At 73.2% G+C, this 21877-nt stretch carries 21 protein-coding genes; 11 read left to right on the top strand and 10 right to left on the bottom strand.

Translation table 11 applies throughout. The annotated features are described in order from the left end of the window. The first annotated feature begins 43 nt into the window (after positions 1–43). The 4 genes from O7603_RS17555 to O7603_RS17540 all read left to right on the top strand — a co-directional run bounded on the left by O7603_RS17555 (position 44) and on the right by O7603_RS17540 (position 3604). On the top strand, positions 44–670 hold the full coding sequence (locus tag O7603_RS17555; RefSeq protein ID WP_281570890.1) for an MBL fold metallo-hydrolase: 627 nt from the start codon (positions 44–46) through the stop codon (positions 668–670). Between the two features lie 4 nt (positions 671–674). Continuing rightward, positions 675–1661 carry a hypothetical protein gene (locus O7603_RS17550; protein ID WP_281570889.1) on the top strand — a complete coding sequence of 329 codons (987 nt, stop codon included), beginning with the start codon at positions 675–677 and terminating at the stop codon, positions 1659–1661. A gap of 64 nt (positions 1662–1725) precedes the next feature. Further along, entirely contained in the window at positions 1726–2487 is a 762-nt protein-coding gene (locus O7603_RS17545; RefSeq protein WP_281570888.1) for a hypothetical protein, read from the top strand. 133 nt (positions 2488–2620) lie between these two features. Next, positions 2621–3604, top strand: a complete 984-nt coding sequence (locus O7603_RS17540; protein WP_281570887.1) for a GNAT family N-acetyltransferase — start codon at positions 2621–2623, stop codon at positions 3602–3604. A 72-nt stretch (positions 3605–3676) separates the two neighbouring features. Here the strand turns inward: O7603_RS17540 and O7603_RS17535 are convergent, their stop codons facing one another. Next, a complete protein-coding gene (locus O7603_RS17535; protein ID WP_281570886.1) occupies positions 3677–4132 on the bottom strand; it encodes a gamma-glutamylcyclotransferase in 456 nt (151 codons plus the stop codon). Between the two features lie 106 nt (positions 4133–4238). On the opposite strand from O7603_RS17535, the gene O7603_RS17530 reads away from it, so the two are divergent. After that, a complete protein-coding gene (locus O7603_RS17530; RefSeq protein WP_281570885.1) occupies positions 4239–5642 on the top strand; it encodes an NAD(P)H-quinone dehydrogenase in 1404 nt (467 codons plus the stop codon). Here the strand turns inward: O7603_RS17530 and O7603_RS17525 are convergent. Together O7603_RS17525 and O7603_RS17520 are read right to left on the bottom strand one after the other, a co-directional pair. Beyond that, the gene (locus O7603_RS17525) at positions 5620–6357 is read right to left on the bottom strand and encodes a DUF998 domain-containing protein (RefSeq protein ID WP_281570884.1); all 738 of its coding nucleotides are present in this window, start codon (positions 6355–6357) and stop codon (positions 5620–5622) included. The two genes, O7603_RS17530 and O7603_RS17525, sit on opposite strands and share 23 nt — an antisense overlap. A 163-nt stretch (positions 6358–6520) precedes the next feature. Next, positions 6521–7165, bottom strand: coding sequence for a DedA family protein (locus O7603_RS17520; RefSeq protein ID WP_281570883.1), 645 nt, complete (start codon positions 7163–7165; stop codon positions 6521–6523). 496 nt (positions 7166–7661) lie between these two features. On the opposite strand from O7603_RS17520, the gene thrS reads away from it, so the two are divergent. Further along, positions 7662–8939 (top strand): threonine--tRNA ligase, encoded by a 1278-nt coding sequence (gene thrS, locus O7603_RS17515; protein WP_281570882.1) that lies wholly within the window; start codon positions 7662–7664, stop codon positions 8937–8939. Between the two features lie 29 nt (positions 8940–8968). On the opposite strand, the gene O7603_RS17510 is transcribed toward thrS, so the two are convergent. From O7603_RS17510 to O7603_RS17495, 4 genes are read right to left on the bottom strand one after another with little or no spacing between them, the layout of a single operon-like run. Then, positions 8969–11029, bottom strand: coding sequence for an ABC transporter ATP-binding protein (locus O7603_RS17510; RefSeq protein ID WP_281570881.1), 2061 nt, complete (start codon positions 11027–11029; stop codon positions 8969–8971). After that, the gene (locus O7603_RS17505; protein ID WP_281570880.1) at positions 11026–12759 is read right to left on the bottom strand and encodes an ABC transporter ATP-binding protein; all 1734 of its coding nucleotides are present in this window, start codon (positions 12757–12759) and stop codon (positions 11026–11028) included. The genes O7603_RS17510 and O7603_RS17505 overlap by 4 nt, the downstream gene beginning before the upstream one ends. Continuing rightward, complete coding sequence (locus O7603_RS17500; protein ID WP_281570879.1) at positions 12753–13235, bottom strand: MarR family transcriptional regulator; 483 nt, start codon at positions 13233–13235, stop codon at positions 12753–12755. The genes O7603_RS17505 and O7603_RS17500 overlap by 7 nt, the downstream gene beginning before the upstream one ends. A 26-nt stretch (positions 13236–13261) precedes the next feature. Continuing rightward, on the bottom strand, positions 13262–13708 hold the full coding sequence (locus tag O7603_RS17495) for a DoxX family membrane protein (RefSeq protein WP_281570878.1): 447 nt from the start codon (positions 13706–13708) through the stop codon (positions 13262–13264). Between the two features lie 82 nt (positions 13709–13790). Here O7603_RS17495 and O7603_RS17490 point away from each other — a divergent pair, with 82 nt between their 5' ends. Next, positions 13791–14354, top strand: a complete 564-nt coding sequence (locus O7603_RS17490; protein WP_281570877.1) for a TetR/AcrR family transcriptional regulator — start codon at positions 13791–13793, stop codon at positions 14352–14354. A 46-nt stretch (positions 14355–14400) separates the two neighbouring features. On the opposite strand, the gene O7603_RS17485 is transcribed toward O7603_RS17490, so the two are convergent. Further along, the gene (locus tag O7603_RS17485) at positions 14401–15840 is read right to left on the bottom strand and encodes a GuaB1 family IMP dehydrogenase-related protein (RefSeq protein ID WP_281570876.1); all 1440 of its coding nucleotides are present in this window, start codon (positions 15838–15840) and stop codon (positions 14401–14403) included. A 69-nt stretch (positions 15841–15909) separates the two neighbouring features. Then, on the bottom strand, positions 15910–16506 hold the full coding sequence (locus O7603_RS17480; protein WP_281570875.1) for a LysE/ArgO family amino acid transporter: 597 nt from the start codon (positions 16504–16506) through the stop codon (positions 15910–15912). 68 nt (positions 16507–16574) lie between these two features. Between O7603_RS17480 and O7603_RS17475 the strand changes: the two genes are divergently transcribed. Next, complete coding sequence (locus O7603_RS17475) at positions 16575–17471, top strand: LysR family transcriptional regulator ArgP (protein ID WP_281570874.1); 897 nt, start codon at positions 16575–16577, stop codon at positions 17469–17471. Between the two features lie 10 nt (positions 17472–17481). On the opposite strand, the gene O7603_RS17470 is transcribed toward O7603_RS17475, so the two are convergent. Further along, positions 17482–19233 (bottom strand): biotin carboxylase N-terminal domain-containing protein, encoded by a 1752-nt coding sequence (locus O7603_RS17470; protein WP_281570873.1) that lies wholly within the window; start codon positions 19231–19233, stop codon positions 17482–17484. Positions 19234–19380: 147 nt separating this feature from the next. On the opposite strand from O7603_RS17470, the gene O7603_RS17465 reads away from it, so the two are divergent. The 3 genes from O7603_RS17465 (at position 19381) to O7603_RS17455 (ending at position 21849) form a co-directional block, all read left to right on the top strand. Next, the gene (locus tag O7603_RS17465) at positions 19381–19992 is read left to right on the top strand and encodes a PadR family transcriptional regulator (RefSeq protein WP_281576720.1); all 612 of its coding nucleotides are present in this window, start codon (positions 19381–19383) and stop codon (positions 19990–19992) included. Positions 19993–20118: 126 nt separating this feature from the next. Next, positions 20119–21078 carry an ATP-binding cassette domain-containing protein gene (locus tag O7603_RS17460; protein WP_281570872.1) on the top strand — a complete coding sequence of 320 codons (960 nt, stop codon included), beginning with the start codon at positions 20119–20121 and terminating at the stop codon, positions 21076–21078. A 15-nt stretch (positions 21079–21093) separates the two neighbouring features. Beyond that, positions 21094–21849 (top strand): ABC transporter permease, encoded by a 756-nt coding sequence (locus tag O7603_RS17455; RefSeq protein ID WP_281570871.1) that lies wholly within the window; start codon positions 21094–21096, stop codon positions 21847–21849. Positions 21850–21877 lie beyond the last annotated feature (28 nt).

The raw sequence follows: 21877 nt of genomic DNA, 5'->3' as shown, positions 1-21877 counted from the left end.
GACTGCGCTGAGGACGTCACGATTCGATAATCGAGGAGTCACGATGCAGCTCACCAAGTACGCCCACTCCTGCGTCCGGGTGGACCACGACGGGGGAGTGCTGGTCATCGACCCCGGAGTGTTCAGCGACCCGGCGGCGCTGGACGGGGCGGACGCGGTGCTGATCACGCACGAGCATCCGGACCACCTGAACGCCGAGGCGGTCACCCGGCAGCTCGACCGGCGGCCGTTCACGGTGCACGGGCCGGCGTCGCTCGCCGCCGCCCTGGGCGACGCGGCGGAGGTGTTGCAGCCGGTGCAGGCGGGCGAGTCGTTCACCGCGGCCGGGGTGGCGATTCGCGCGTACGGCGGGCGGCACGCGGTGATCCACCCGGACATCCCAGTGGTGGAGAACCTCGGCTACCTGATCAACGACGTGGTCTACCACCCGGGGGACTCGCTGGTCGTGCCGGACGTCCCGGTCGACACGCTCTTCGCGCCCATCCACGCCCCCTGGTCGAAGTTCTCCGAGGTGGTCGACTTCATCCGGGCGGTCGCGCCGCGGCGCGCGTACGCGCTGCACGACGCGCTGCTCAACACCAACGGGTACGCCGTCCTGGACCGCCAGTACACGGCGTTGTCGCACACCGACTACCACCGGCTGGAGCCCGGCACCCGGCTGGACGCCTGAGGCTATGCCCGACCCCTCCCCGGAGCTGGTACAGCAGCTCTACAGCACGCCACCGGACCGGTTCGTCGCCGCCCGGGACGAGGCGGTCGCCGAGGCCCGCCGGGCCGGCGACCCCGCGACCGCCCGGCAGATCGCCCGGCTGCGCCGCCCGACCGTGGCCGCCTGGCTGGTGAACCTGCTGGCCATCCGCCGGCCCGAGCTGGTCGCCGACCTGGTACAGCTCGCCGAGGCGATGCGGTCGGCCCAGCGGGAGCTGCGTGGCCCGCGGCTGCGGGAGCTCTCCGCGCAACGGCGTGCGGTGGTCGGCGCGCTGGTCGCCGAGGCACGCAAACTGGCCGCCGGGGAGGCCGGCGCCCCGTCGGCCGGGAAGCTGCCGCTGGCCGAGGTCGAGGCGACCCTCAACGCGGCGCTGTCCGACACCGAGGTGGCCGAGCAGGTCCGGGCCGGGCGACTGCTCCGGGCGGCCAGCTACGCCGGGTTCGGCGAGGTGCCCCGCCCGCAGCTGCGTCTGGTCACCGGAGGTGAGGACGAGGAGGAGGCGGCGGAGCGGCCGGCACGGCGGGACCGGGCGCCGGCTCAGCGGGCCCCGGACGGCCGCGCGGCGGACCGGGCCGCGGATCGGGCCGCCCAGGCCGAGCGGGCCGCCGAACAGGCGGCCCGGGCCGAGCGGGCGCGGCAGCGCCGGGCGTTGGAGCGGGAGCTGACGAAGGCGCGTACCGACCAGCAGCGGGCCGAGTCGGAGCTGGCGGACGCGGCGGCGGCCGAGCGCGACGGCGCCGGCACACTCGACGAGATCGAGACCGAGTTGGCCGAGCTGGAGCGGCGGCGCGCGGTCGCCGAGCAGGAGCTGAGCCGGGCGAAGCTGGCCCGCCGCGGGGCGGAACGGGCGCTCACCGCGGCCCGACGGCGCACCGGCGAGGTCGAGGCGGCCGTGGAGGCGCTGGAGGCCGAGGAGGGGGCTGCCGGGACGGACGGCGACGAGGCAGACTGACGTCGATGGACGGACGTGGGATGCGGGAGCGGCCGGCCTCGTCCGGCACGCGCGGGCGGCGCCGATGACGCCGGAGCAGGTCGCCGCGGCCAGCAAACCCCTGGTGCTCGACCTCGGCGACGCCTACAGCCGCTGCCCGATCACCCTGCGCCGGGCCCGGCTCCTCGGCATCTCCGGCTGGGCCTTCTACGTGAGCGGCCGCGCGGGCGCGCTCGGCGACGTCCGAGCCGAGACGGCCGCCGCCGCGCTCGGTTTCATCGCGCCGGACGCCGTGGCGGACGGATGGGACGGCGCGGCCCGCACCGTCCGGCCGTTCGAGGTGGCCGCAGCGACGCTCGCCGAATGCTGCCGGTGGGGCTCGCAGCACCTCGACGGGGTGCCCGGGGTCGACCGACTCGCCGGGCTGCTGGAACGCGCGGTGGCCGCGGCCGACGCGAGCGGCATGCCGCTCTTCGCCGCCTGGCGGGCGATGCCGGTGCCGGGCCGCACTCCGGGTGCCCGCGCCGCGGCGGCGCTGCGGCGGCTCCGGGAGCATTTCACCGGCGCCTACCTGCTCGCCGTCCGGTCCAGTGGGATGACGCCCCTGGAGGCGGTGCTGGCCGGGCCGGAGGGGGAGGCCGGCGCGATGGCCTGCGGCTGGCCGCCGCCCTACCCACCGGTCGGCCCGCTGGTCCGGCGCCGGCTCTGGGCCGAGGCGGTCACCGACCGGCTGGCGGCGCCCGCGTACGCGGCGCTCGGCCCGGTCGACGGCGCGGACCTGCTGGACCTGCTGACCGCGACCCGCGCACACGTGGGCCCGACCGTCCGCTCCGGCCCAGCCGCCTGACCGGCGGGCCTCCTTCGCGTCCCCCCGGGCCGAGCAGGGGCGTCCCTCCGCACACAGTGGCCGTCGGCGGGCGGTGCGACGTGCCGGGGGAAAATCGGCGGCGTGGCCGCCCGTCCCCTGCCAGGATCGGCGGGTGACCTTCCCCGCCGGCTGGAGCGCGCGCCGCCCCACCCTCGACGACGTCCCGGCGATCCTCGCGGTGGTGCACGCCGCGGACACCTTCGCCGTGGGTTACCCCGACTTCGACGCCGAGGACGTCGAGGCCGCGCTGACCGGCCCGTACGTCGACCCGGCCCGGGACTCCTGGCTGGCCCTCGACCCGGACGGGGACGTGGTCGGCTGGGCCGTCGTCGACAACCCCACGGGCGTCGGCCGGGAGTTCGTGGAGGTGTACGTCGACCCCGAACGCGGCCACCAGGTGCGTGAGCCGCTGTTGGCCCGCCAGCTCGACCGGGTCGCCGAGCGGGCCGCCGAACGCGAACTGCCCGCGCTCACCGTGCGCTGCGCCGTGTTCGAGCCGGAGCGTGACTGGCAGCGCAGCCTGGACGACGCGGGCTTCACCCTGGCCAAGCGCTACGTCCGGATGGACCGCTCGCTGGCCGACCTGCCCGCCGAGCCGCCTCCGCCGCCCGGGGTGACGGTCCGCCCGGTTCGCCCCGACGACGAGGTGGACCTGCGGGAGTTCCACCGCATCTTCGACACCGCGTTCCGGGACACTCCGGACTACGAGCCGCTGGGCTTCGCCGAGTGGCGTAAGAAGATCACCCAGCACGGCACCACCTGGGACGAATGGTTCGTCGCCGAGGTGGACGGGGTCGCAGCCGGCGCGCTGCAATCCTCCGACCAGGCGCTGGATCAGAACGAGGGCTTCGTCCGCAGCCTGTCCGTGCTGCCCGCGTTCCGCCGGCGGGGGGTGGGCGCCGCGCTGCTGCGCCGAGCCTTCAGCCGCTACGCCGAGAAGGGGCGGACGTCGGCCGGGCTGGGCGTCGACCTCACCAACCCGACCACCCCGCTCTCGCTCTACCGCTCGGTGGGGCTGCAGGAGACCCGCTGGACCGACATGTACGAGCTGGTCGTGCCCGCCGCGTCGCTGACCGTGCCGCCGGCCGGTGTGTGATTGACGACCCTGGCCCGGGCCGGCCGGCGGCCCACCCGGCGGCGGTAGCAGACTGGACGGGTGCGATACGCGCTACGCCGACGCGGTGCCGGTGGGGCGGGACCGCAGCTCGGTGACGTAGTCGTCCGGCGCGCCCGCCTTCTCGGCGGCGTTCACGATCTCGGAGAGGTACCACGACGTCGGCAGCCCGCCCTCGTACCCGTCGAAGACATAGACCCACGCGGTCACGTCCCCGTCGAGGGTGGAGACCCGGACGGTGAGCCGGCGGTAGGTCCCGGCGGTCACCCCCTCGATCTCGTCGAGCTGGGCGGCGTCGTAGGGGTGGATGTCGTAGAGCGCCACGAAGACCCGGTCGCCGGGAGACTCGACCACGGTGCTCACCGCGCCCTCCCAGCCGATCACGTCCTCACCCGCGAAGGTCAGCCGCCAGCCCTCCAGCCAGCCGGTGCCCACCATCGGCGAATGCGGACAGTAGGCGCGCATCCGGGCGGGATCCAGGTTTGAGCCGTACGCGGCGTGATGACGCACGGCGATGACGATAGCCCGGCGGACGGGTGGGGGAGAATACGACGGTGCGTGTCGGACGCGTTCGGGATAAGAAAGTCACTGTGAGCATCGACGAAGGGCGAACGCTGTGAGCCGGATCGTGATCATCGGCGGGGGGCCGGCCGGCTACGAGGCGGCTCTGGTCGCCGCGCAGCTGGACGCTGATGTCACCGTCGTGGAGGCCGAGGGGGCCGGCGGGGCGTGCGTGCTGTCCGACTGCGTGCCGTCCAAGACCTTCATCGCCAGCTCCGAGGTGGTGACCGGCTACCGGGACACCGAGGAGTTCGGGGTGCACTCCGACGGGCTGGAGGCGGTCACCGTCGACGCCCGGGCGGTGAACGAGCGGGTGAAGCGGCTGGCGCTCGCCCAGTCGACCGACATCCACGCCAAGCTGCTCAAGGCCGGAGTCACCTTCGTGGCCGGCAGCGCGCGGCTGGGCGAGGACACCCTCGGTCACACCCACCGGGTCGTGGTCACCCCGGCCGGCGGCGGGGCGGAATACACCATCGACGCGTCCACCGTGCTGGTCGCCACCGGCGCCACCCCACGCCAGCTGCCCACCGCGCTGCCGGACGGCGAGCGCATCCTCACCTGGCGCCAGGTCTACAACCTGCCGGAGCTTCCCGAGCACCTGATCGTGGTCGGCTCCGGTGTGACCGGCGCCGAGTTCGCCAGCGCGTACCTGGCGATGGGGATCGAGGTCACCCTGGTCTCCAGCCGTGACCGGGTCATGCCGCACGAGGACGCCGACGCGGCGTCGGCGATCGAGCGGGTGTTCCGCGCGCGGGGCATGAGCATCCTCAACAACTGCCGCGCGGACGCGGTCCGCCGCAGCGGGTCGGGCGTCGAGGTCCAGCTCTCCGACGGCCGGGTCGTGCACGGCTCGCACGCCCTGATCGCGGTCGGTTCCATCCCCAACACGGCCAACCTCGGGCTGGCCGAGTACGGCGTCGAGCTGGCCCGCGGCGGCTACGTCACCGTCGACCGGGTGTCCCGGACCAACGTGCCCGGCATCTACGCCGCCGGTGACTGCACCGGGGTGCTGCCGCTGGCCAGCGTCGCTGCCATGCAGGGCCGGATCGCGATGTGGCACGCGCTCGGCGAGGCGGTCCGCCCGCTGCGGCTGCGGACCGTCGCCGCGAACGTGTTCACCGACCCGGAGCTGGCCACGGTCGGCGTCTCACAGGACGAGGTGGACGCCGGCAAGGTCCCGGCCCGGCAGGTGATGCTGCCGCTCGCCGGCAACGCCCGGGCGAAGATGGACGACCTCGCCGACGGCTTCGTGAAGCTGTTCTGCCGGCCGGCCAGCGGCCAGGTGATCGGCGGCGTGGTGGTCGCCCCGAAGGCCAGCGAGCTGATCCTGCCGATCACCATGGCGGTGGAGAACAACCTCACCGTCAACGAGCTGGCCCAGACGATCACGATCTACCCGAGCCTGTCCGGCTCGATCACCGAGGCCGCCCGGCAGCTCATGCTCCACGAGCTGGAGTGACCTTCCCCAGGTTCACGTCGATCATGCAGTTGTGGTGGGCGGTACGTGACACTTCGCCCCTTACGTCAGGCACCACAACTGCATGATCGGCCTCTTCGGCGGGGCGGCGGGACCACGCGACCGTGCCGGCCACGACGGCGATCAGCGCCACCTCGGTGAGGATGAGTACGCGCTCGATCAGGCCGATCAGCATCCGGTCGCCGGGATAGGCCGACCACACCATCACCGCCGCCAGCACCAGGCTGGACAGCGCCAGGCCGCGTAGCCCGCGGGCGACCCGGGCCAGGTCGCCCCGGCGGGCGAGCAGCCAGCCGGCGACCGGGAGCGCCAGGAAGGCGACCACCGACGCGTACCGGTGCACGTACGCGGCGGTCGTCATCGGCGTACCGGGCTCGTTGGTGGGCACGACCGCGGCCAGCATTAGGCCCGCCACCCACGTCCCGAGCAGCAGGTCGGCCAGTCGGCCGCCGATTCCGACAGCCGGCCCGGGCAGGCCGGTACGGCGCAGACCGCGGAGCAGGACCGCGGTGGCGAGTGCGAGCACCACCATCGCGACGTCGATGACGCCGCCGCGGTCGGAGACGGCGAAGTCGCTGACCGTCAGCGACCAGGGGGACAGGTTCTCGTTCACCTCGACATGGCCGATCATCGTGAGCAGCGCCGCGAGGGCGATGCCTCCGAGGGCCAGCAGGCCGGCGTTCCGGGTTCCAGGCATGCCTCAGCCTGTCGCCGGAGCCACCCGAAACGGATCGGGGCGAGCCACCGAAATCGATCCCCGGGACCACCCCTAGGAACTGGGCTCGTCCCCCCGCGGGTGCGGCCGTCGCCGGCGGGTGGCGACCGGTGCGCGCGCCCGCCCGTTCCGCCGGCGCGGACGGTCAGTCGACCGGCACCTCGCGGCCGGCCAGCGCGACCTCCCCGGCCTCCTCGCCGCTGCGCGCGTGCCGGGCGCTGATCAGGGTCATCGTCCAGCCGGCCGCGGCGAAGCCGACCGCCGCCACACTGGCGATCAGCGCGAGCCGCCAGGCCGACTCGGTCAGCGCGGTCCCGCCGAGGTGCCCGACCAGCGCCCCGTAGGTCGCCCAGCCCAGCGCGGCGACCGTTTCGTAGAGGAGGAAGAGCCGGTACGGGTAGCGGCTGCGGCCGGCCGAGAAGCAGGCCGCCATCCGGCCGCCGGGCACGAAGCGGCAGAGCAGGATGACCAGCGGACCGGGCCGGCGCAGACCCTGGGTGACGCGGCCGGCGACCCGCCGGGTCCGGCTCGGTGTGGCGTGACGGGGCGCCCGTCGGTCGGGCGCGACCCGGCCGAGCAGGTAGCAGGCGAGATCCCCGCCGAGGACGCCGAGCGTGCCGACGGCGATGGTCACCGGCAGGTCCAGCCCGCCGTACACGGTGAGGGCGCCACTGGTGATCATGATGACCTGGGTGGGGATCACCGGGATGAAGGCGTCCGCCACGAGCAGGCCGAGCAGCGCGAGGTAGGCCCACGTCGGTGACCCGACGTCAGTCAGTAGTTCGGGCACGCCTGCCACCTCGCCGGATCCGGCTGATCGTGTGTACCGAGCCTGACGGCGTGTCCGGCGTCACCGTCGACAGCCCCGGCCGGTGGTGACCGCCGACACGGCAGGGCCACCCAGGTGCAACGACGCTTCCCCGTCCCCGGTTACGGGGTGTCACTGCGGTCGGCGGATCGGCGTCCGTCGGCGTACCGTTGTCGGCGCGCGGCCCCACGACCGTCGGATCCCCCGTTTCCGACGACCGGGCCGCCGAGGGCCGCCGGCAGGTCCCGTGCCGGCGGCCCACCCTCTCTCCACCGCCCGGAAATCCGGGTGCGGGCGCGCGTGCCGCGCGCGTACGGTCGCCGCATGAACAGCGCGGCCCTGACCACGACGCCGGGAGACCCCGGCGCGCCGCACTGACACTTCCGTCGACGAGGCCCCGGGGCGATCCGCCCCCGAGGGCCGCGCGGCGTTCGGAGACCAGATCGCCTCCGGGTCGTACCCGATCAAGGAGAGCGACATGATCGACCACCGCAAGCTCGGCCGGGAGCTGGACCTGTTCGTCTCCGACCCGCTGGCCGGCGCCGGGCTGCCGATCTGGCTGCCGGCGGGCGCCGCCGCCCGGCACGCGGTCGAGGAGTACGTCCGGGAGCTGGAGCGCCGCGCCGGCTACCAGCACGTCTACTCGCCGCCGCTCGGCAAGCGGGAGCTGTTCGAGCGCTCCGGGCACCTCGGCTACTTCGCCGACGACATGTTCCCGCCGATGCGGCTCAGCGCCGATGACGAGTTCGTGCTCCGCCCGGCGCTCTGCCCGCACCACGCCCTTGTCTACCGCGCCCGCGGCCGCTCCTACCGCGAGCTGCCGCTGCGCATCGCGGAGCTGGGTGGGATGTACCGTGCGGAGCGCTCCGGGGTGCTCGGCGGGCTGTCCCGGGTGCGGGCCATCTCGCTCAACGACGCGCACAACTTCTGCGCGCTGGACCAGGTCGGCGACGAGGTCGCCGAGATCCTCCGGCTGATCCGCGAGGCGCACGCCGCGCTCGGCGTCCGCCCGGCCGGTTTCCGGCTGTCGCTGCGGGGGCCGGGACAGAAGTACGTGGGCGACGACGACCAGTGGGCCCGGGCCGAGGAGCTGCTGCGCGGCGCACTGGCCGGGGTGGAGTACGTCGAGGCGCCCGGGGACGCGGCCTTCTACGGCCCGAAGATCGACATCCAGATCGTCGACGCCGGCGGCCGGGAGTCGACCCTCGCCACCGTCCAGCTCGACTTCGACAAACCGGAGCGGTTCGACCTGTCGTACACCGACCGGGACGGGTCGCGGCGGCGGCCGGTGATGGTGCACCGCAGCCTGGTCGGCAGCATGGAACGCCTCTTCGCGTACCTCATCGAGGTGCACCAGGGCGCCTTCCCGGCCTGGTACGCGCCGGTCCAGCTGGTGGTGCTGCCGGTGGACGACGGGCAGGCCGCCGCCGCGGCCGACCTCGCCCGGCGGGGCGAGGCGGCCGGGCTGCGGGTCGAGGTGGACGCGGCCGGCTCGCTGGGCGCCCGGGTCCGGGACGCGGCCCGGCGCCGGGTGCCGTACGCCGCGGTGATCGGGCCCCGAGAGGCGGCCGACGGGCGGGTCGCCCTGCGGCTGCGCGACGGCCGCGGGTTGGACCCGATTCCCGTCGACGCCGCGCTCGGGTTGGTCACCGGCGTGGTTGCCGCCCGCTCCGCCGACCTGCTGCCGGACGCGCCCGACCGAGGCGGCCCGGCGCTGCCGGAACTCGGACCGGCCGCGGGCGCCCACGGCGGCTGATCCGCGGGCGCCCGGGGCGGCTGACCCGGTCACGACGACAGCGCTCCCTGGGCCGGTGCGGGCCGCCGGGGGGCGTTGTCGTCGGGCTCCTCGGTGTCGGTGAGCGCCTGACTGAACTGCGACCGGTACAGCCGGTGGTACGCGCCGTGCGCGGCGAGCAGTTGCTCGTGCGTGCCCTGCTCGACGATCCGGCCGTTCTCCATCATCAGGATCAGGTCGGCGTCCCGGATGGTGGAGAGCCGGTGCGCGATGACGAAGCTGGTCCGGTCCGAGCGCAGCGCGGCCATGGCCCGCTGGAGCAGCACCTCGGTACGGGTGTCCACCGAGCTGGTCGCCTCGTCCAGGATCAGCAGCGACGGCTCGGCGAGGAACGCCCGGGCGATCGTGATGAGCTGCTTCTCACCCGCGCTGACGTTGCTGCCCTCCTCGTCGATGACCGTGTCGTAACCGTCCGGCAGACTGCGCACGAACCGGTCCACGAAGGTGGCCCGAGCGGCGGCGAGGATCTCCTCCTCGGTCGCGTCCGGCCGCCCGTACGCGATGTTGTCCCGGATGGTGCCGCCGAACAGCCAGGTGTCCTGCAGCACCATCCCGATCCGGCCGCGCAGGTCGTCGCGGCGCATCGTGGTGATGTCCACGCCGTCGAGCGTGATCCGGCCGGCGTCCAGCTCGTAGAACCGCATGATCAGGTTGACCAGGGTGGTCTTGCCGGCGCCGGTCGGGCCGACGATCGCCACGGTGTGACCCGGCTCGGCGACGAGGGACAGGTCGTCGATCAGGGGCTTGTCCGGGTCGTACCGGAACGAGACGTGGTCGAACTCGACCCGACCGTGCGGGTCGGTCACGCGGGCCGGCACCGCCGGGTCGGGGCTCTGCTCGTCGGCGTCGAGCACCGCGAAGACCCGCTCCGCCGAGGCCACCCCGGACTGGAGCAGATTGGCCATCGAGGCGACCTGGGTCAGCGGCTGGGTGAACTGCCGGGAGTACTGGATGAACGCCTGCACGTCACCGAGGCTCATCGAGCCGGAGGCGACCCGCAGGCCGCCGACCACGGCGATCGCCACGTAGCTGAGGTTTCCGATGAACATCATCGACGGCATGATGATTCCGGAGATGAACTGGGCCCCGAAGCTGGCCTGGAACAGCTGCTCGTTCTTCGCGGTGAAGGCCGCCTCCACCTCGCGCTGCCGGCCGAAGACCTTGACCAGCTCGTGGCCGGTGAACGCCTCCTCGATCTGCCCGTTCAGCTCGCCGGTGTGCGTCCACTGGGCGATGAACTGCTTCTGCGAGCGCTTGGCGATGCGCTGGGTGACCACCACCGACAGCGGCACGGCCACCAGCGCCACCACGGCCAGCAGCGGCGAGATCCAGAACATCGCGCCGAGCACGCCGACCACGGTGAGCAGCGAGGTGAGCAGCTGACTCAGCGTCTGCTGGAGGCTGGTCGAGATGTTGTCGATGTCGTTGGTGACCCGGCTGAGCAGCTCACCCCGGGGCTGCCGGTCGAAGTAGGGCAGCGGCAGCCGGTTGAGCTTCTCCTCCACGTCCGCCCGGAGCGTCAGCACGGTGCGCTGCACCACGCCGTTGAGCAGCCAGCCCTGCCACCACATCAACACGCTGGCGGCCAGGTAGAGGGCGAGGGCCAGCATCAGCACCCGCCCCAGCGCGGTGAAGTCGATGCCCGCCCCGGGCACCGGGTCCATCCGGGCCAGCATGTCGGCGAAGGCGTCGTTGCCCGACGCCCGGGCCGCCGCGACGGCCTGCTCGGTGGTGGTCCCGGCCGGGAGCTGCCGGCCGATGACGCCCGTGAAGATCAGGTCGGTGGCGTGGCCGAGGATCTTCGGCCCGGCAACGCTGAAGCCGACGCTCACCACCGCCAACGCGATGATCAGCACCAGCTGGAGCCGGTGCGGACTCAGCCTGCGGAGCAGCCGCCGGGCCGACGGGCCGAAGTCCATCGACCGCTCGGCGGGCATCCCGGCGCCCATCCACGGCGGACCGCCGCGCTGGCCACCGCCGGGCAGCCGCTTCGGCGTCCGCCCGTCGCCGGCCGGCTTCTGCTCAGGTACGGGAGCCGTCCGCTCGCTCATGCCGGCACCTCCGCCGTCTGCTGCGACGCGACGATCTCGGCGTACGTCGGGCAGCTCTCGATCAGTTCCTCGTGCCGTCCCACCCCGACGACCCCTCCGTCCTCGAGCACGATGATCTGGTCCGCGTCGACGATCGTGGAGACCCGCTGGGCCACGATCACCACGGCGGCGTCCGCGGTGACCGGCCGCAGCGCCGCCCGCAACCGCGCGTCGGTGCCCAGGTCGAGCGCGGAGAACGAGTCGTCGAACAGGTAGATCTCCGGCTCGCGGACCAGGGCCCGCGCGATCGCCAACCGCTGTCGCTGGCCGCCGGACACGTTGGTGCCGCCCTGCGCGATCGGCGCGTCCAGCCCGCCGGGCATCTGGGCGACGAAGTCGGCGGCCTGGGCGATCTCGAGCGCCGACCAGAGGTCGGTGTCGGTCGCGTCCGGGTTGCCGTAGCGCAGGTTGCTCGCGATCGTGCCGGTGAACAGGTACGGGCGCTGCGGCACCAGGCCGATGCGGCGCCACAGTTCGTCCGGCGCGAGGTCCCGTACGTCCACCTGGTCGACCAGGACGGCGCCGGCGGTGACGTCGACCAGCCGGGGGATCAGCGACAGCAGGGTGGTCTTGCCGGCGCCGGTGCTGCCGATGATGGCGGTGGTCGTCCCCGGCGCGACCCGGAAGGAGATGTCCCGGAGCACCGGTTCCGCGGCGCCCGGGTACTGGAAGCGCACCCCGCGCAGCTCCAGGTCGGCCCGGGCCGGCACCTGGCTGACCGCGCCCGCCGCCGGCACCACCGACGAGTCGGTGTCCAGCACCTCGACGATCCGCTCGGCGCAGACCGCCGCCCGCGGCACCATCATCAGCATGAAGGTGGCCATCATCACGGCCATCAGGATCTGCATCAGGTACTGCAGGAAGGCGGTGAGCGCGCCGACCTGGATCGCACCGGAGTCGACGCGTTGCGCGCCGAACCAGAGCACCGCGACGCTGGAGACGTTGAGCACCAGCATCACCAGCGGGAAGATCAGCGCCAGCAGTCGCCCGGTGCGCAGCGCGGTGGCGGTCAGGTCGGCGTTGGCGACGCCGAAGCGGTTCGTCTCGTACGGCTCACGGACGAACGCCCGGACCACCCGGATACCGGTGATCTGCTCGCGCAGCACCCGGTTGACGATGTCGATGCGGGTCTGCATGAGCCGGAAGCCCGGCACCATCCGCCGGATGACGAGGCTCAGCGCCAACGCCAGCACCGGTACGCAGACCAGCATCAGCCAGGAGAGCCCGAGGTCCTCGCGGAGCGCCATCACCACCCCGCCGACGCTCATGATCGGGGCGGCGACCAGCATGGTGCAGCTCATCAGCACGAGCATCTGCACCTGCTGCACGTCGTTGGTGCTGCGGGTGATCAACGAGGGGGCGCCGAACCGGGCGACCTCCCGGGCGGAGAACCGGTTGACGTGCGCGAAGATCCTCGCCCGGGCGTCCCGGCCGAAGCCCATCGCGGTCCGCGCGCCGAGGTAGACCGCCGCGATCGAGCAGACGATCTGGACCAGGCTGACCAGGAGCATCCAGCCACCGGTCCGGACGATGTAGTCGGTGTCGCCGCGGGCCACGCCCTGGTCGATGATGTCGGCGTTCAGGCTGGGCAGGTAGAGCGACGCCATCGTGCCCACGAACTGGAGCGCCACCACCGCGGCCAGCGGTCGCGAGTAGGGGTGCAGGTGGTGTCGGAGCAGTCGGATCAGCATGCCGGGTCTCCCGGCTCGTGGTGGGGTTCGGTCATGCGTGGGTCCTCTCCACTACCGATGACCTCCAGCAGGAACTCCCGGATCACGGCGGCCTTCGCGGGGTCGGCGTCGACCGAGGTGAGTGGCCGGCCGGAACGGATCAGGGCGCTGAGCGCCGACAGCCGCTCCCGGCCGGCCGGGGTGATGGCGAGCCGGACGCTACGCCGGTCGTTCTCGTCGCGCTGTCGCTCGACCAGCCCGTCGCGTTCGAGGGTGTCGACGATGCCGGTCAGCGTCGCCGGCCGGACGTAGCAGCGTTGGGCCACCTCGCGGTGCGGCAGGGTGCCGTGGTGGGCGAGGGTCATGAGGGTGACCATGCCGGCCTGGGTGAGGTTGAACTTCTCCGCGAGGATGCGGTTCCACCGTTGGCTGACGAGGTGACCGGCGGTCACCAGCAGCCGGCCCATGGGCACGTCGTCGAGGGTGAACAGGCTCACGAGGGCTTAGGTTAGCCCCCTGATAGTCAGGGGCCAAACGAAATAGCGGCGGCTGCGGCGACGAAGACGATCTGCAGCGCCGTACGCGGCCACAGTGGGGTCACCGGGCGCCCGGCCAGGGTGAGCCGGCGTCGGGCCGCCGAGACGTTCGCCGGGAACATGGCGAGCATCAGCAGGCCCAGCCCCGCCGCCGCCCAGCGTGCGGTCGTCGGGACGAGCAGCGCGGCCGCGCCGGCCAGCTCCAGCACGCCGGTGGCGGCGACCAGCAGGTCGGGCCGGGGCAGGCCGGGCGGCACCATAGCGATCAGCCCGCGGCGTCGGGGTTCGGTGAAATGCGCGACGCCGGTCAGCACGAACATCAGGGCCAGCCCGACGCGCAGCGCGGGGAGCCAGCCGTCGAGGGCGTCGACGCCGGCCATGCCGGCCAGCCGGGCGAGCGCGGTGCCGACGATCAGTGCGATCAAGGGAGCCACGGTTTCCTCCTCGAGCCGGACTTGTCGCTGACAAGATTGCCCACCGGGTGGCATCTTGTCAATGACAAGATAGGATCGGGCCATGACCGGAACGCGTGGCTACCATCACGGCGACCTCCGCCGTGCCCTGCTCGACGCCGCCGTGGAGGTGATCGGCGAGTCCGGGCCGGCCGCCGTCAGCCTGCGGGACCTCGCCCGGCGGGCAGGCGTCTCGCACGCCGCCCCCGCGCACCACTTCGGGGACAAGGCCGGCCTGCTCACCGTCCTCGCGGCGCAGGGCTTCGACCTGCTCGCCGAGACGCTGCGCGGCGCGGACGGCGACCTGCTCGCCTCCGGCGTGGCGTACGTCGACTTCGCCGTCCGGCACCGCGCGCACTTCGAGGTGATGTTCCGGCCCGAGCTCTACCGGCCGGACGCGCCGGAGGTGCAGGCGGCCCGGGACCGCGCCGGCGACGTGCTGCGGGCCGGGGTGGTCGGCCTCGCCAACCGCGACGGCAGCCCGGCCGACCCCGGACGGGACGCCCTCGCGGCCTGGTCGATCGTGCACGGATTCGCCACGCTCTGGCTCGCCGGCGCGCTACCGCCCCGCGTCGGGGACGATCCCCGGGAGGCGGCCAGAGTGGTCATCAGCCGCCTGCTCGAGTAACCACCGCACCGTTTAGCGAAGCGGCGGCCAGCCGGCCCGGCCCCGGTCACCAACTGGTCGGCAGCGGCATCCCCTCGGTGTAGCCGGCCGCGCTCTGCACGCCGACCAGGGCCCGCTCGTGGAACTCCGGCAGGTCGCGCGCGCCGGCGTACGTGAAGGCGCTCCGCACCCCGGCGATGATCTCGTCGATCAGGTCCTCCACCCCCGGGCGGTTGGGGTCGAGGTACATCCGGGCGGAGGAGATGCCCTCCTCGAAGACCGCCTTGCGGGCCCGGTCGTACGGGCTGTCGTCGGCGGTACGGGCGCTGACCGCGCGAGCCGAGGCCATGCCGAAGCTCTCCTTGTAGCGCCGGCCGTCGGGGTCGGTGTAGAGGTCACCGGGGGACTCGTAGGTGCCGGCGAACCAGGAACCGATCATGACGTTCGAGGCGCCCGCGGCGAGGGCCAGCGCCACGTCCCGCGGGTGCCGCACCCCGCCGTCGGCCCACACGTGCCGGCCGAGTTCCCGGGCCGCCGCCGCGCAGTCGAGGACGGCGGAGAACTGTGGCCGCCCCACGCCGGTCATCATCCGCGTGGTGCACATCGCGCCGGGGCCGACCCCGACCTTGATGATGTCGGCCCCCGCCTCGACGAGGTCGCGTACCCCCTCGGCGGTGACCACGTTGCCGGCCGCCACCGGGACGCCCGGGTCGAGCTTGCGGACGGCCCGCAGCGCGGTGATCATCCGCTCCTGGTGGCCGTGCGCGGTGTCCACCACCAGCGTGTCGACCCCGGCTTCCAGCAGCGCCGCGGCCTTGCCCGTGACGTCGCCGTTGATGCCGATCGCGGCCGCGATCCGCAGCCGGCCCGCGTCGTCCACCGCCGGGCGATAGAGGGTGGCCCGCAGCGCGCCCTGCCGGGTGAGCAGGCCGACCAGCCGCCCGTCCGGGTCGACCACCGGGGCGAGCCGGCGGCGGCCCGCCGAGAGCCGGTCGAAGCCGGTACGCGGGTCGGCGTCCGCCGGCACCGTGTGCAGCTCGGTCGACATCACGTGGCGCAGCTGGGCGAAGCGGTCCACGCCCACGGTGTCCGCCTCGGTGACCACACCCATCGGCCGGCCGGACGCGTCCACCACGATCACCGCGGCGTGTGCCCGCTTCGGCAGCAGGTGGATGGCATCGCCGACGGTGTCGGTCGGGCCGAGGGTGATCGGCGTGTCGTAGACCAGGTGCCGCTGCTTGACCCAGGCGACGACGTTCGCCACCACCTCGATCGGGATGTCCTGCGGGATGACCGCTATCGCCCCGCGGCGGGCCACCGTCTCGGCCATCCGCCGGCCGGCGACCGCGGTCATGTTCGACACCACCAGCGGGATCGTGGTGCCGGTGCCGTCGCCGGTGGACAGGTCGACATCGAGGCGTGAGCCGAGGTCGGAGCGGGCCGGCGCCATGAAGACGTCGTTGTAGGTCAGGTCGTGCGCGGGGACCGCGCCGTGAAGGAACCGCACCCGGCCATCATTCCTGCCCGCAGGCCGCATTGCCGCCGGTGGTTGCGGAAAACACCACCACCGCGCCGCTCAACCCGCCAGCAGCGCCACGGCGAGCCCGGTCATCAGCACGGCGATCGCGCCGTCCAGCCATCGCCAGGCGGCGGTACGCGCGAGCAGCGGCGCGAGCCGGTGCGCCCCGGCGCCGAGCGCGGCGAACCAGGCGACGCTGGCCAGGGCGGCGCCGATGCCGAACGCCCACCGGTGCGGGTGCTGCTGCGCGATGCCTCCGAGCAGCAGCACGGTGTCGAGGTAGACGTGCGGGTTCAGGTACGTGAAGGCGAGACAGGCCAGGACCGTCGCGCGCAGGGTGGTGGGCGGCCGGTCGGTCGGCACCAGCGCCCCGGGTCGCAGGGCCCGGCGGGCGGCGAGGGCGGCGTAACAGAGCAGGAAGGCGGCGCCGGCCCAGCGGACCGTGGCCAACAGCGCCGGGCGGCCGGTCACCAGCGAACCGACCCCGGCGATGCCGGCGGTGATGAGCGCGGCGTCGGACGCGGCGCAGGTGAGTACGACCGGAAGCACATGCTCGCGGCGCAGCCCCTGGCGCAGGACGAAGGCGTTCTGCGCGCCGATCGCGACGATCAGGGCGATGGAGACGGAGAAGCCGGCGAGGGCGGAGCTGAGCACGTCCCGACGGTAGGCCGATGCCTCCCATGAGTCGAACTAAAGATTTTCAGGCTGATTAAGCTGTGCTGATGGACGGCCTCGACTCGACCCAGCTGCGGACCCTCGCCGCGGTGGTCTCGGAGGGCAGCTTCGAGGCGGCCGCCCGCCTGATGCACATCACGCCCTCGGCGGTCAGCCAGCGGATCAAGGCCCTGGAGGAGTCGGTCGGCCAGGTGCTCGTCCGGCGAGCCCGTCCCTGCGTGGCCACGACGGCGGGCGCGCCGTTGCTGCGCCTCGCCGGCCAGCTCGTGCTGCTGGAGCGGGAGGCGTTGGCGGACGCCCGGGGCGCGGTGACCGCCGAGCCCACCCGGACCCGGTTGGCCGTGGTGGTGAACGCCGACTCGCTCGCCACCTGGTTCCCCGCCGTTCTGGCCCGGGTGCCCGAGCGGCTCGGGATCTCGTTCGACATCCGGCAGGACGACCAGGACCACACCGCCGACCTGCTCCGCGAGGGCTCGGTGACGGCGGCGGTGACCGCTCAGCGGGAGCCCGTCCAGGGCTGTCGGGTGCGCCCGCTCGGCGCGATGCGCTACCGGGCCCTCGCCGCGCCGGCGCTGGTCGAGGCCCACTTCGCCGATGGGCTCACGACAGCCGCGCTGGGCGTCGCGCCGGTGGTCGTCTTCGACCGCAAGGACCGGTCGCAGCACCGCTTCCTGCGTTCGGTGACCGGGCGGGCGCTCGACCCGCCGGTGCACTACGTGCCGTCCGTGCCGGCCTTCAGCGCCGCGGTCCGCCTGGGCCTCGGCTGGGGCCTCGTGCCCGAGCAGATCGCCGAGGACGACCTGAGGGCCGGGCACTGCGTCGACATCGCCCCGGGGCGGCATCTGGACATCCCGCTGTACTGGCAGCACTGGCGGCTCGAGTCCGAGGTGCTGACCGCCGTGACCGCGGCCGTCCGCGCGGTGGCCGCCGAGCTGCTCCGCTGAGCGCCGGCCGTCAGGAGATGGTGCAGATCGGCGCGCCCGCGGTGATCACCGCGCCGACCTCGGCGCTCAGCCCGCTGACCGTGCCGGCCTTGTGCGCGTGCAGCGGCTGCTCCATCTTCATCGCCTCGAGCACCACGACCAGATCCCCCTCGGCGACGGTGTCCCCGTCCGCGACAGCGATCTTGACGATCGTGCCCTGCATCGGCGAGGTGAGCGCGTCACCGCTGACCTGGGCGCCGGCCTTCGCGCCACCGCCTCGGCGGGCGGGCTTCCGCGCGGCCGGCGTGGCGGTGGCCGTACCCGCGCCGAGGCCGGCCGGGAGGCTGACCTCCAGGCGCTTGCCGCCCACCTCGACCACGACGGTCTCCCGCTCGGCCGGTTCGCCGGCGGGACCGGCGGCGGCGGTGAACGGCGGCACCGTGTTGTCGAACTCGGTCTCGATCCACCGGGTGTGCACGGTGAACGGCTCGGCGGTGAACGCCGGGTCCCGCACCACCAGGCGGTGGAACGGCAGGGCGGTGGCCATACCGTCGACCACCATCTCGTCCAGCGCCCGGCGGGCCCGCTCCAGCGCCTCGGTCCGGGTCTCCCCGATGATGATCACCTTGGCCAGCAGCGAGTCGAAGTTCCCGCCGATGACGTCGCCGGCCGAGATGCCGGTGTCGACCCGTACGCCGGGGCCGGTGGGCAGCCGCAGCGCGGTGACCGTGCCCGGCGCCGGGAGGAAGCTGCGGCCCGGGTCCTCACCGTTGATCCGGAACTCGATGGCGTGCCCGCGCGGAGTCGGGTCCTCGGTGATCCGGAGCTTCTCGCCGTCGGCGATGCGGAACTGCTCGCGGACCAGGTCGATGCCGGCGGTCTCCTCGGTCACCGGGTGCTCGACCTGAAGCCGGGTGTTGACCTCCAGGAAGGAGATGGTGCCGTCGACGCCGACCAGGTACTCGACCGTGCCGGCGCCGTGATAGCCGGCCTCGCGGCAGATCGCCTTCGCGCTGTCGTGGATCTGCGCCCGCTGGGCGTCGGTGAGGAACGGCGCGGGGGCCTCCTCGACCAGCTTCTGGTGCCGCCGCTGGAGCGAGCAGTCCCGGGTGCCGACCACGATGACGTTGCCGTGCTGGTCCGCCAGCACCTGCGCCTCGACGTGGCGGGGCTTGTCCAGGTAGCGCTCGACGAAGCACTCGCCGCGCCCGAACGCGGCGACCGCCTCCCGGGTGGCCGACTCGAACAGCTGCGGGATCTCCTCCATCGTGCGGGCCACCTTGAGCCCGCGCCCGCCACCACCGAAGGCCGCCTTGATCGCGACCGGGAGGCCGTGGTCGACCGCGAAGGCCATCACCTCGTCGGCGCTGCCGACCGGGTCCGGGGTGCCGGGCACCAGGGGAGCGCCGGCCCGCTGCGCGATGTGCCGGGCGGTGACCTTGTCGCCGAGGTCGCGGATCGCCTGCGGGGTGGGGCCGATCCAGGTCAGCCCGGCGTCGATGACGGCCTGGGCGAAGTCGGCGTTCTCGGAGAGGAAGCCGTAGCCGGGGTGCACCGCGTCGGCGTCGGCCTTCGCGGCGATGTCGATCAGCTTGTCGATGCGCAGGTAGCTGTCCGCCGCGGTGTCGCCGCCCAGGGCGTACGCCTCGTCGGCGAGGGTGGCGTGCAGGGCCTTCCGGTCCGAGTCCGCGTAGACCGCGACGCTGCCCAGCCCGGCGTCGCGGCAGGCGCGGATGACGCGGACGGCGATCTCGCCGCGGTTGGCGATGAGTACCTTGCGCACCGTGGGGGCTCCTCCCGGGAGGTCGTTGACCGGGAGTGTATCGGCCACCCTGCGGGCCCTAACGATCGCTCAGTGTGGGATGCCGCACTGTCACATCCGGCCATAGTCAAACTTGCTTATTACGCTTGTCCGGTGTCTGCCACTCGCATGATGATTCTCGGACTGGTCAAGTGGATGCAGCCGGTGCACGGCTACGACGTACGACGTGAGCTGCTGAGCTGGAACGCCGACAAGTGGGCCAACGTGCAGCCCGGCTCGATCTACCACGCGCTGCGCAAGCTGACCGAGGAGGGGCTGCTGCGGGCGGTCGCCACCGAGCAGGTCGGCGGCCGGCCGGCCCGGACCACGTACGAGGTCACGCCGAAGGGCGACGACGAGTTCGAGACGCTGCTGCGCGGCTTCTGGTGGAAGGTGCAGGAGGTGCCGGACCCGTTCGTGGCCGCCTTCTCCTTCCTGCCGGCGATGCCGCGCGAGGAGGCGGCCGCCGCCCTGCGCAACCGGGCCACCCAGCTCGGCGCCGGGGTCGAGTGGCTGCGGGCCTCGCTGGAGTCGGACTGGGTGCGCGACACCAAGCCGGTGCACGTGGCCTGGATGTTCGAGCTGTGGTCGGCCCGCGCCGAGGCGGAGATCGCCTGGTGCGCGCGGATCGCCGAGCGGATCGAGTCCGGAGTGTCGTACCTGCCTGCTGGGCTGGACCGCGCGGAGGGTTGGTCGGGGTGGCAGGAGCGGCTGCCGGAGCGACCGGCCGACGCGGAATAATCAACGTTGACCACAGAAGTTATATCGCGTTAGCCTGCTCCCGGCACAACGGGGGGAGTGCGCCGTGTGGCGTCCCCGGGGCAGGCGGCGGCCGGCACGGCCCGGCCCGGACGACCAGGAGCAGAGATGATCGAGACCAGAGGGCTGCGGAAATCGTTCCGCTCCCGCGCGGGGCGGGAGACGAAGACCGTCGACGCCGTACGGGGGGTGAACCTGGAGGTCGCCGAGGGGGAGATCTTCGGTTTCCTCGGCCCGAACGGCGCCGGCAAGACCACCACCCTGCGGATGCTCGCCACGCTCATCGAGCCGGACGGCGGCGAGGCCACCATCGCCGGCGCCGACCTGCGGAAGGACCCGGCAGAGGTGCGTCGCCGGATCGGCTACGTGGCCCAGGGCGGCAGCACCTGGGACGAGTCCACCGCCCGCGAGGAACTGGTGCTCCAGGCCCGGCTCTACGGCATCAGCAAGGCCGAGGCGCACCGGCGGGCCACCCACGCGCTGGAGGCCTTCCAGCTCAGCGAGTTCGCCGACCGCAAGTCCAAGACCTACTCCGGCGGCCAGCGCCGCCGGGTCGAGATCGCGCTCGGCATCATCCACGAGCCGAAGATCGTCTTTCTGGACGAGCCCACCACCGGCCTCGACCCGCAGAGCCGCGCGCACATGTGGGACGAGATCCGTCGGCTGCGCTCCGAGGGGATGACCGTCTTCATCACCACGCACTACCTCGACGAGGCCGACGCGCTCTGCGACCGGATCGCGATCATGGATCACGGCGAGGTGGTCGCCGAGGGCACCCCGGCCGAGCTGAAGCGGGAGATCTCCGGCGACGTGGTGCAGGTCGGCCTCGACCTGGCCGCCACCCCGCAGGCCGCGCAGGCGCTCGACGGCGAGCCGTACGTCAACAAGCTGGAGACCGCCGACGAGGGCGGGCTGCGGCTCTACGTCGACGAGGGCGCGACCGCGATCCCGCAGATCCTCCGCCGGCTCGACCAGGCCGGCCTCGCGCTGCACTCGATCGAGCTGCACCGACCCAGCCTCGACGACGTGTTCCTCACCAAGACCGGCCGCTCGCTGCGCGAGTCCTGACCCCAGGAGACCACCATGAAGCTCGCCCGCGACACCTGGCTCATCTTCCAGCGCCAGATCCAACTGCTGCTCCGCAACCCGGTCTGGGTCTTCGTCGGCGTCTTCCAGCCGGTGATGTACCTGCTGCTCTTCGCCCCGCTGCTCAAGCCGGCGCTGAACGCGCCGACCCAGGCAGAGGCGTACAAGATCTTCGTACCCGGCCTGCTGGTGCTGCTGGCCATCTTCGGCGGCCTGTTCCAGGGCTTCGGCCTGATCGCCGAGCTGCGCGCCGGCGTCATCGAGCGGTCCCGGGTCACCCCGGTCAGCCGCCTCGCCCTGCTGCTCGGCCGTTCGCTGCGGGACGTCGTCTCGCTGATCGTGCAGGCCGTCATCATCACCCTGCTGGCGCTGCTGTTCGACCTGCGGGTGTTCCTCGGCGACCTGCTGCTGGCGTACCTCATGCTCGCCCTGATCGCGCTGATGACCTCGGCCGTCTCGTACGGCGTCGCGCTGAAGGTCAAGAGCGAGGACGCGCTCGCCCCGCTGATGAACACCGTCGCCCAGCCGGTGCTGCTGCTCTCCGGCATCCTGCTGCCGCTCACCTTCGCGCCCGGATGGCTGCAGGGCATCGCCGACTGGAACCCGTTCTCCTGGGCCGTCGACGGCACCCGCGCGCTCTTCGCCGGCGACCTGGGCAACGACAAGGTGTGGCAGGGGCTGACCATCACCGCGGTGCTCGCGGTCCTCGGCGTCGTCTGGGCGGCGCGCCAGTTCGCCCGCAGCGTCCGCTGACGGGAGAGCTGCCTCTCACTCGGGGCGG

Origin of the sequence: Micromonospora sp. WMMD812 (assembly GCF_027497215.1) — a bacterium.
Classification (GTDB): domain Bacteria; phylum Actinomycetota; class Actinomycetes; order Mycobacteriales; family Micromonosporaceae; genus Micromonospora.
This window is presented reverse-complemented; position numbering and strand designations above follow the sequence as displayed.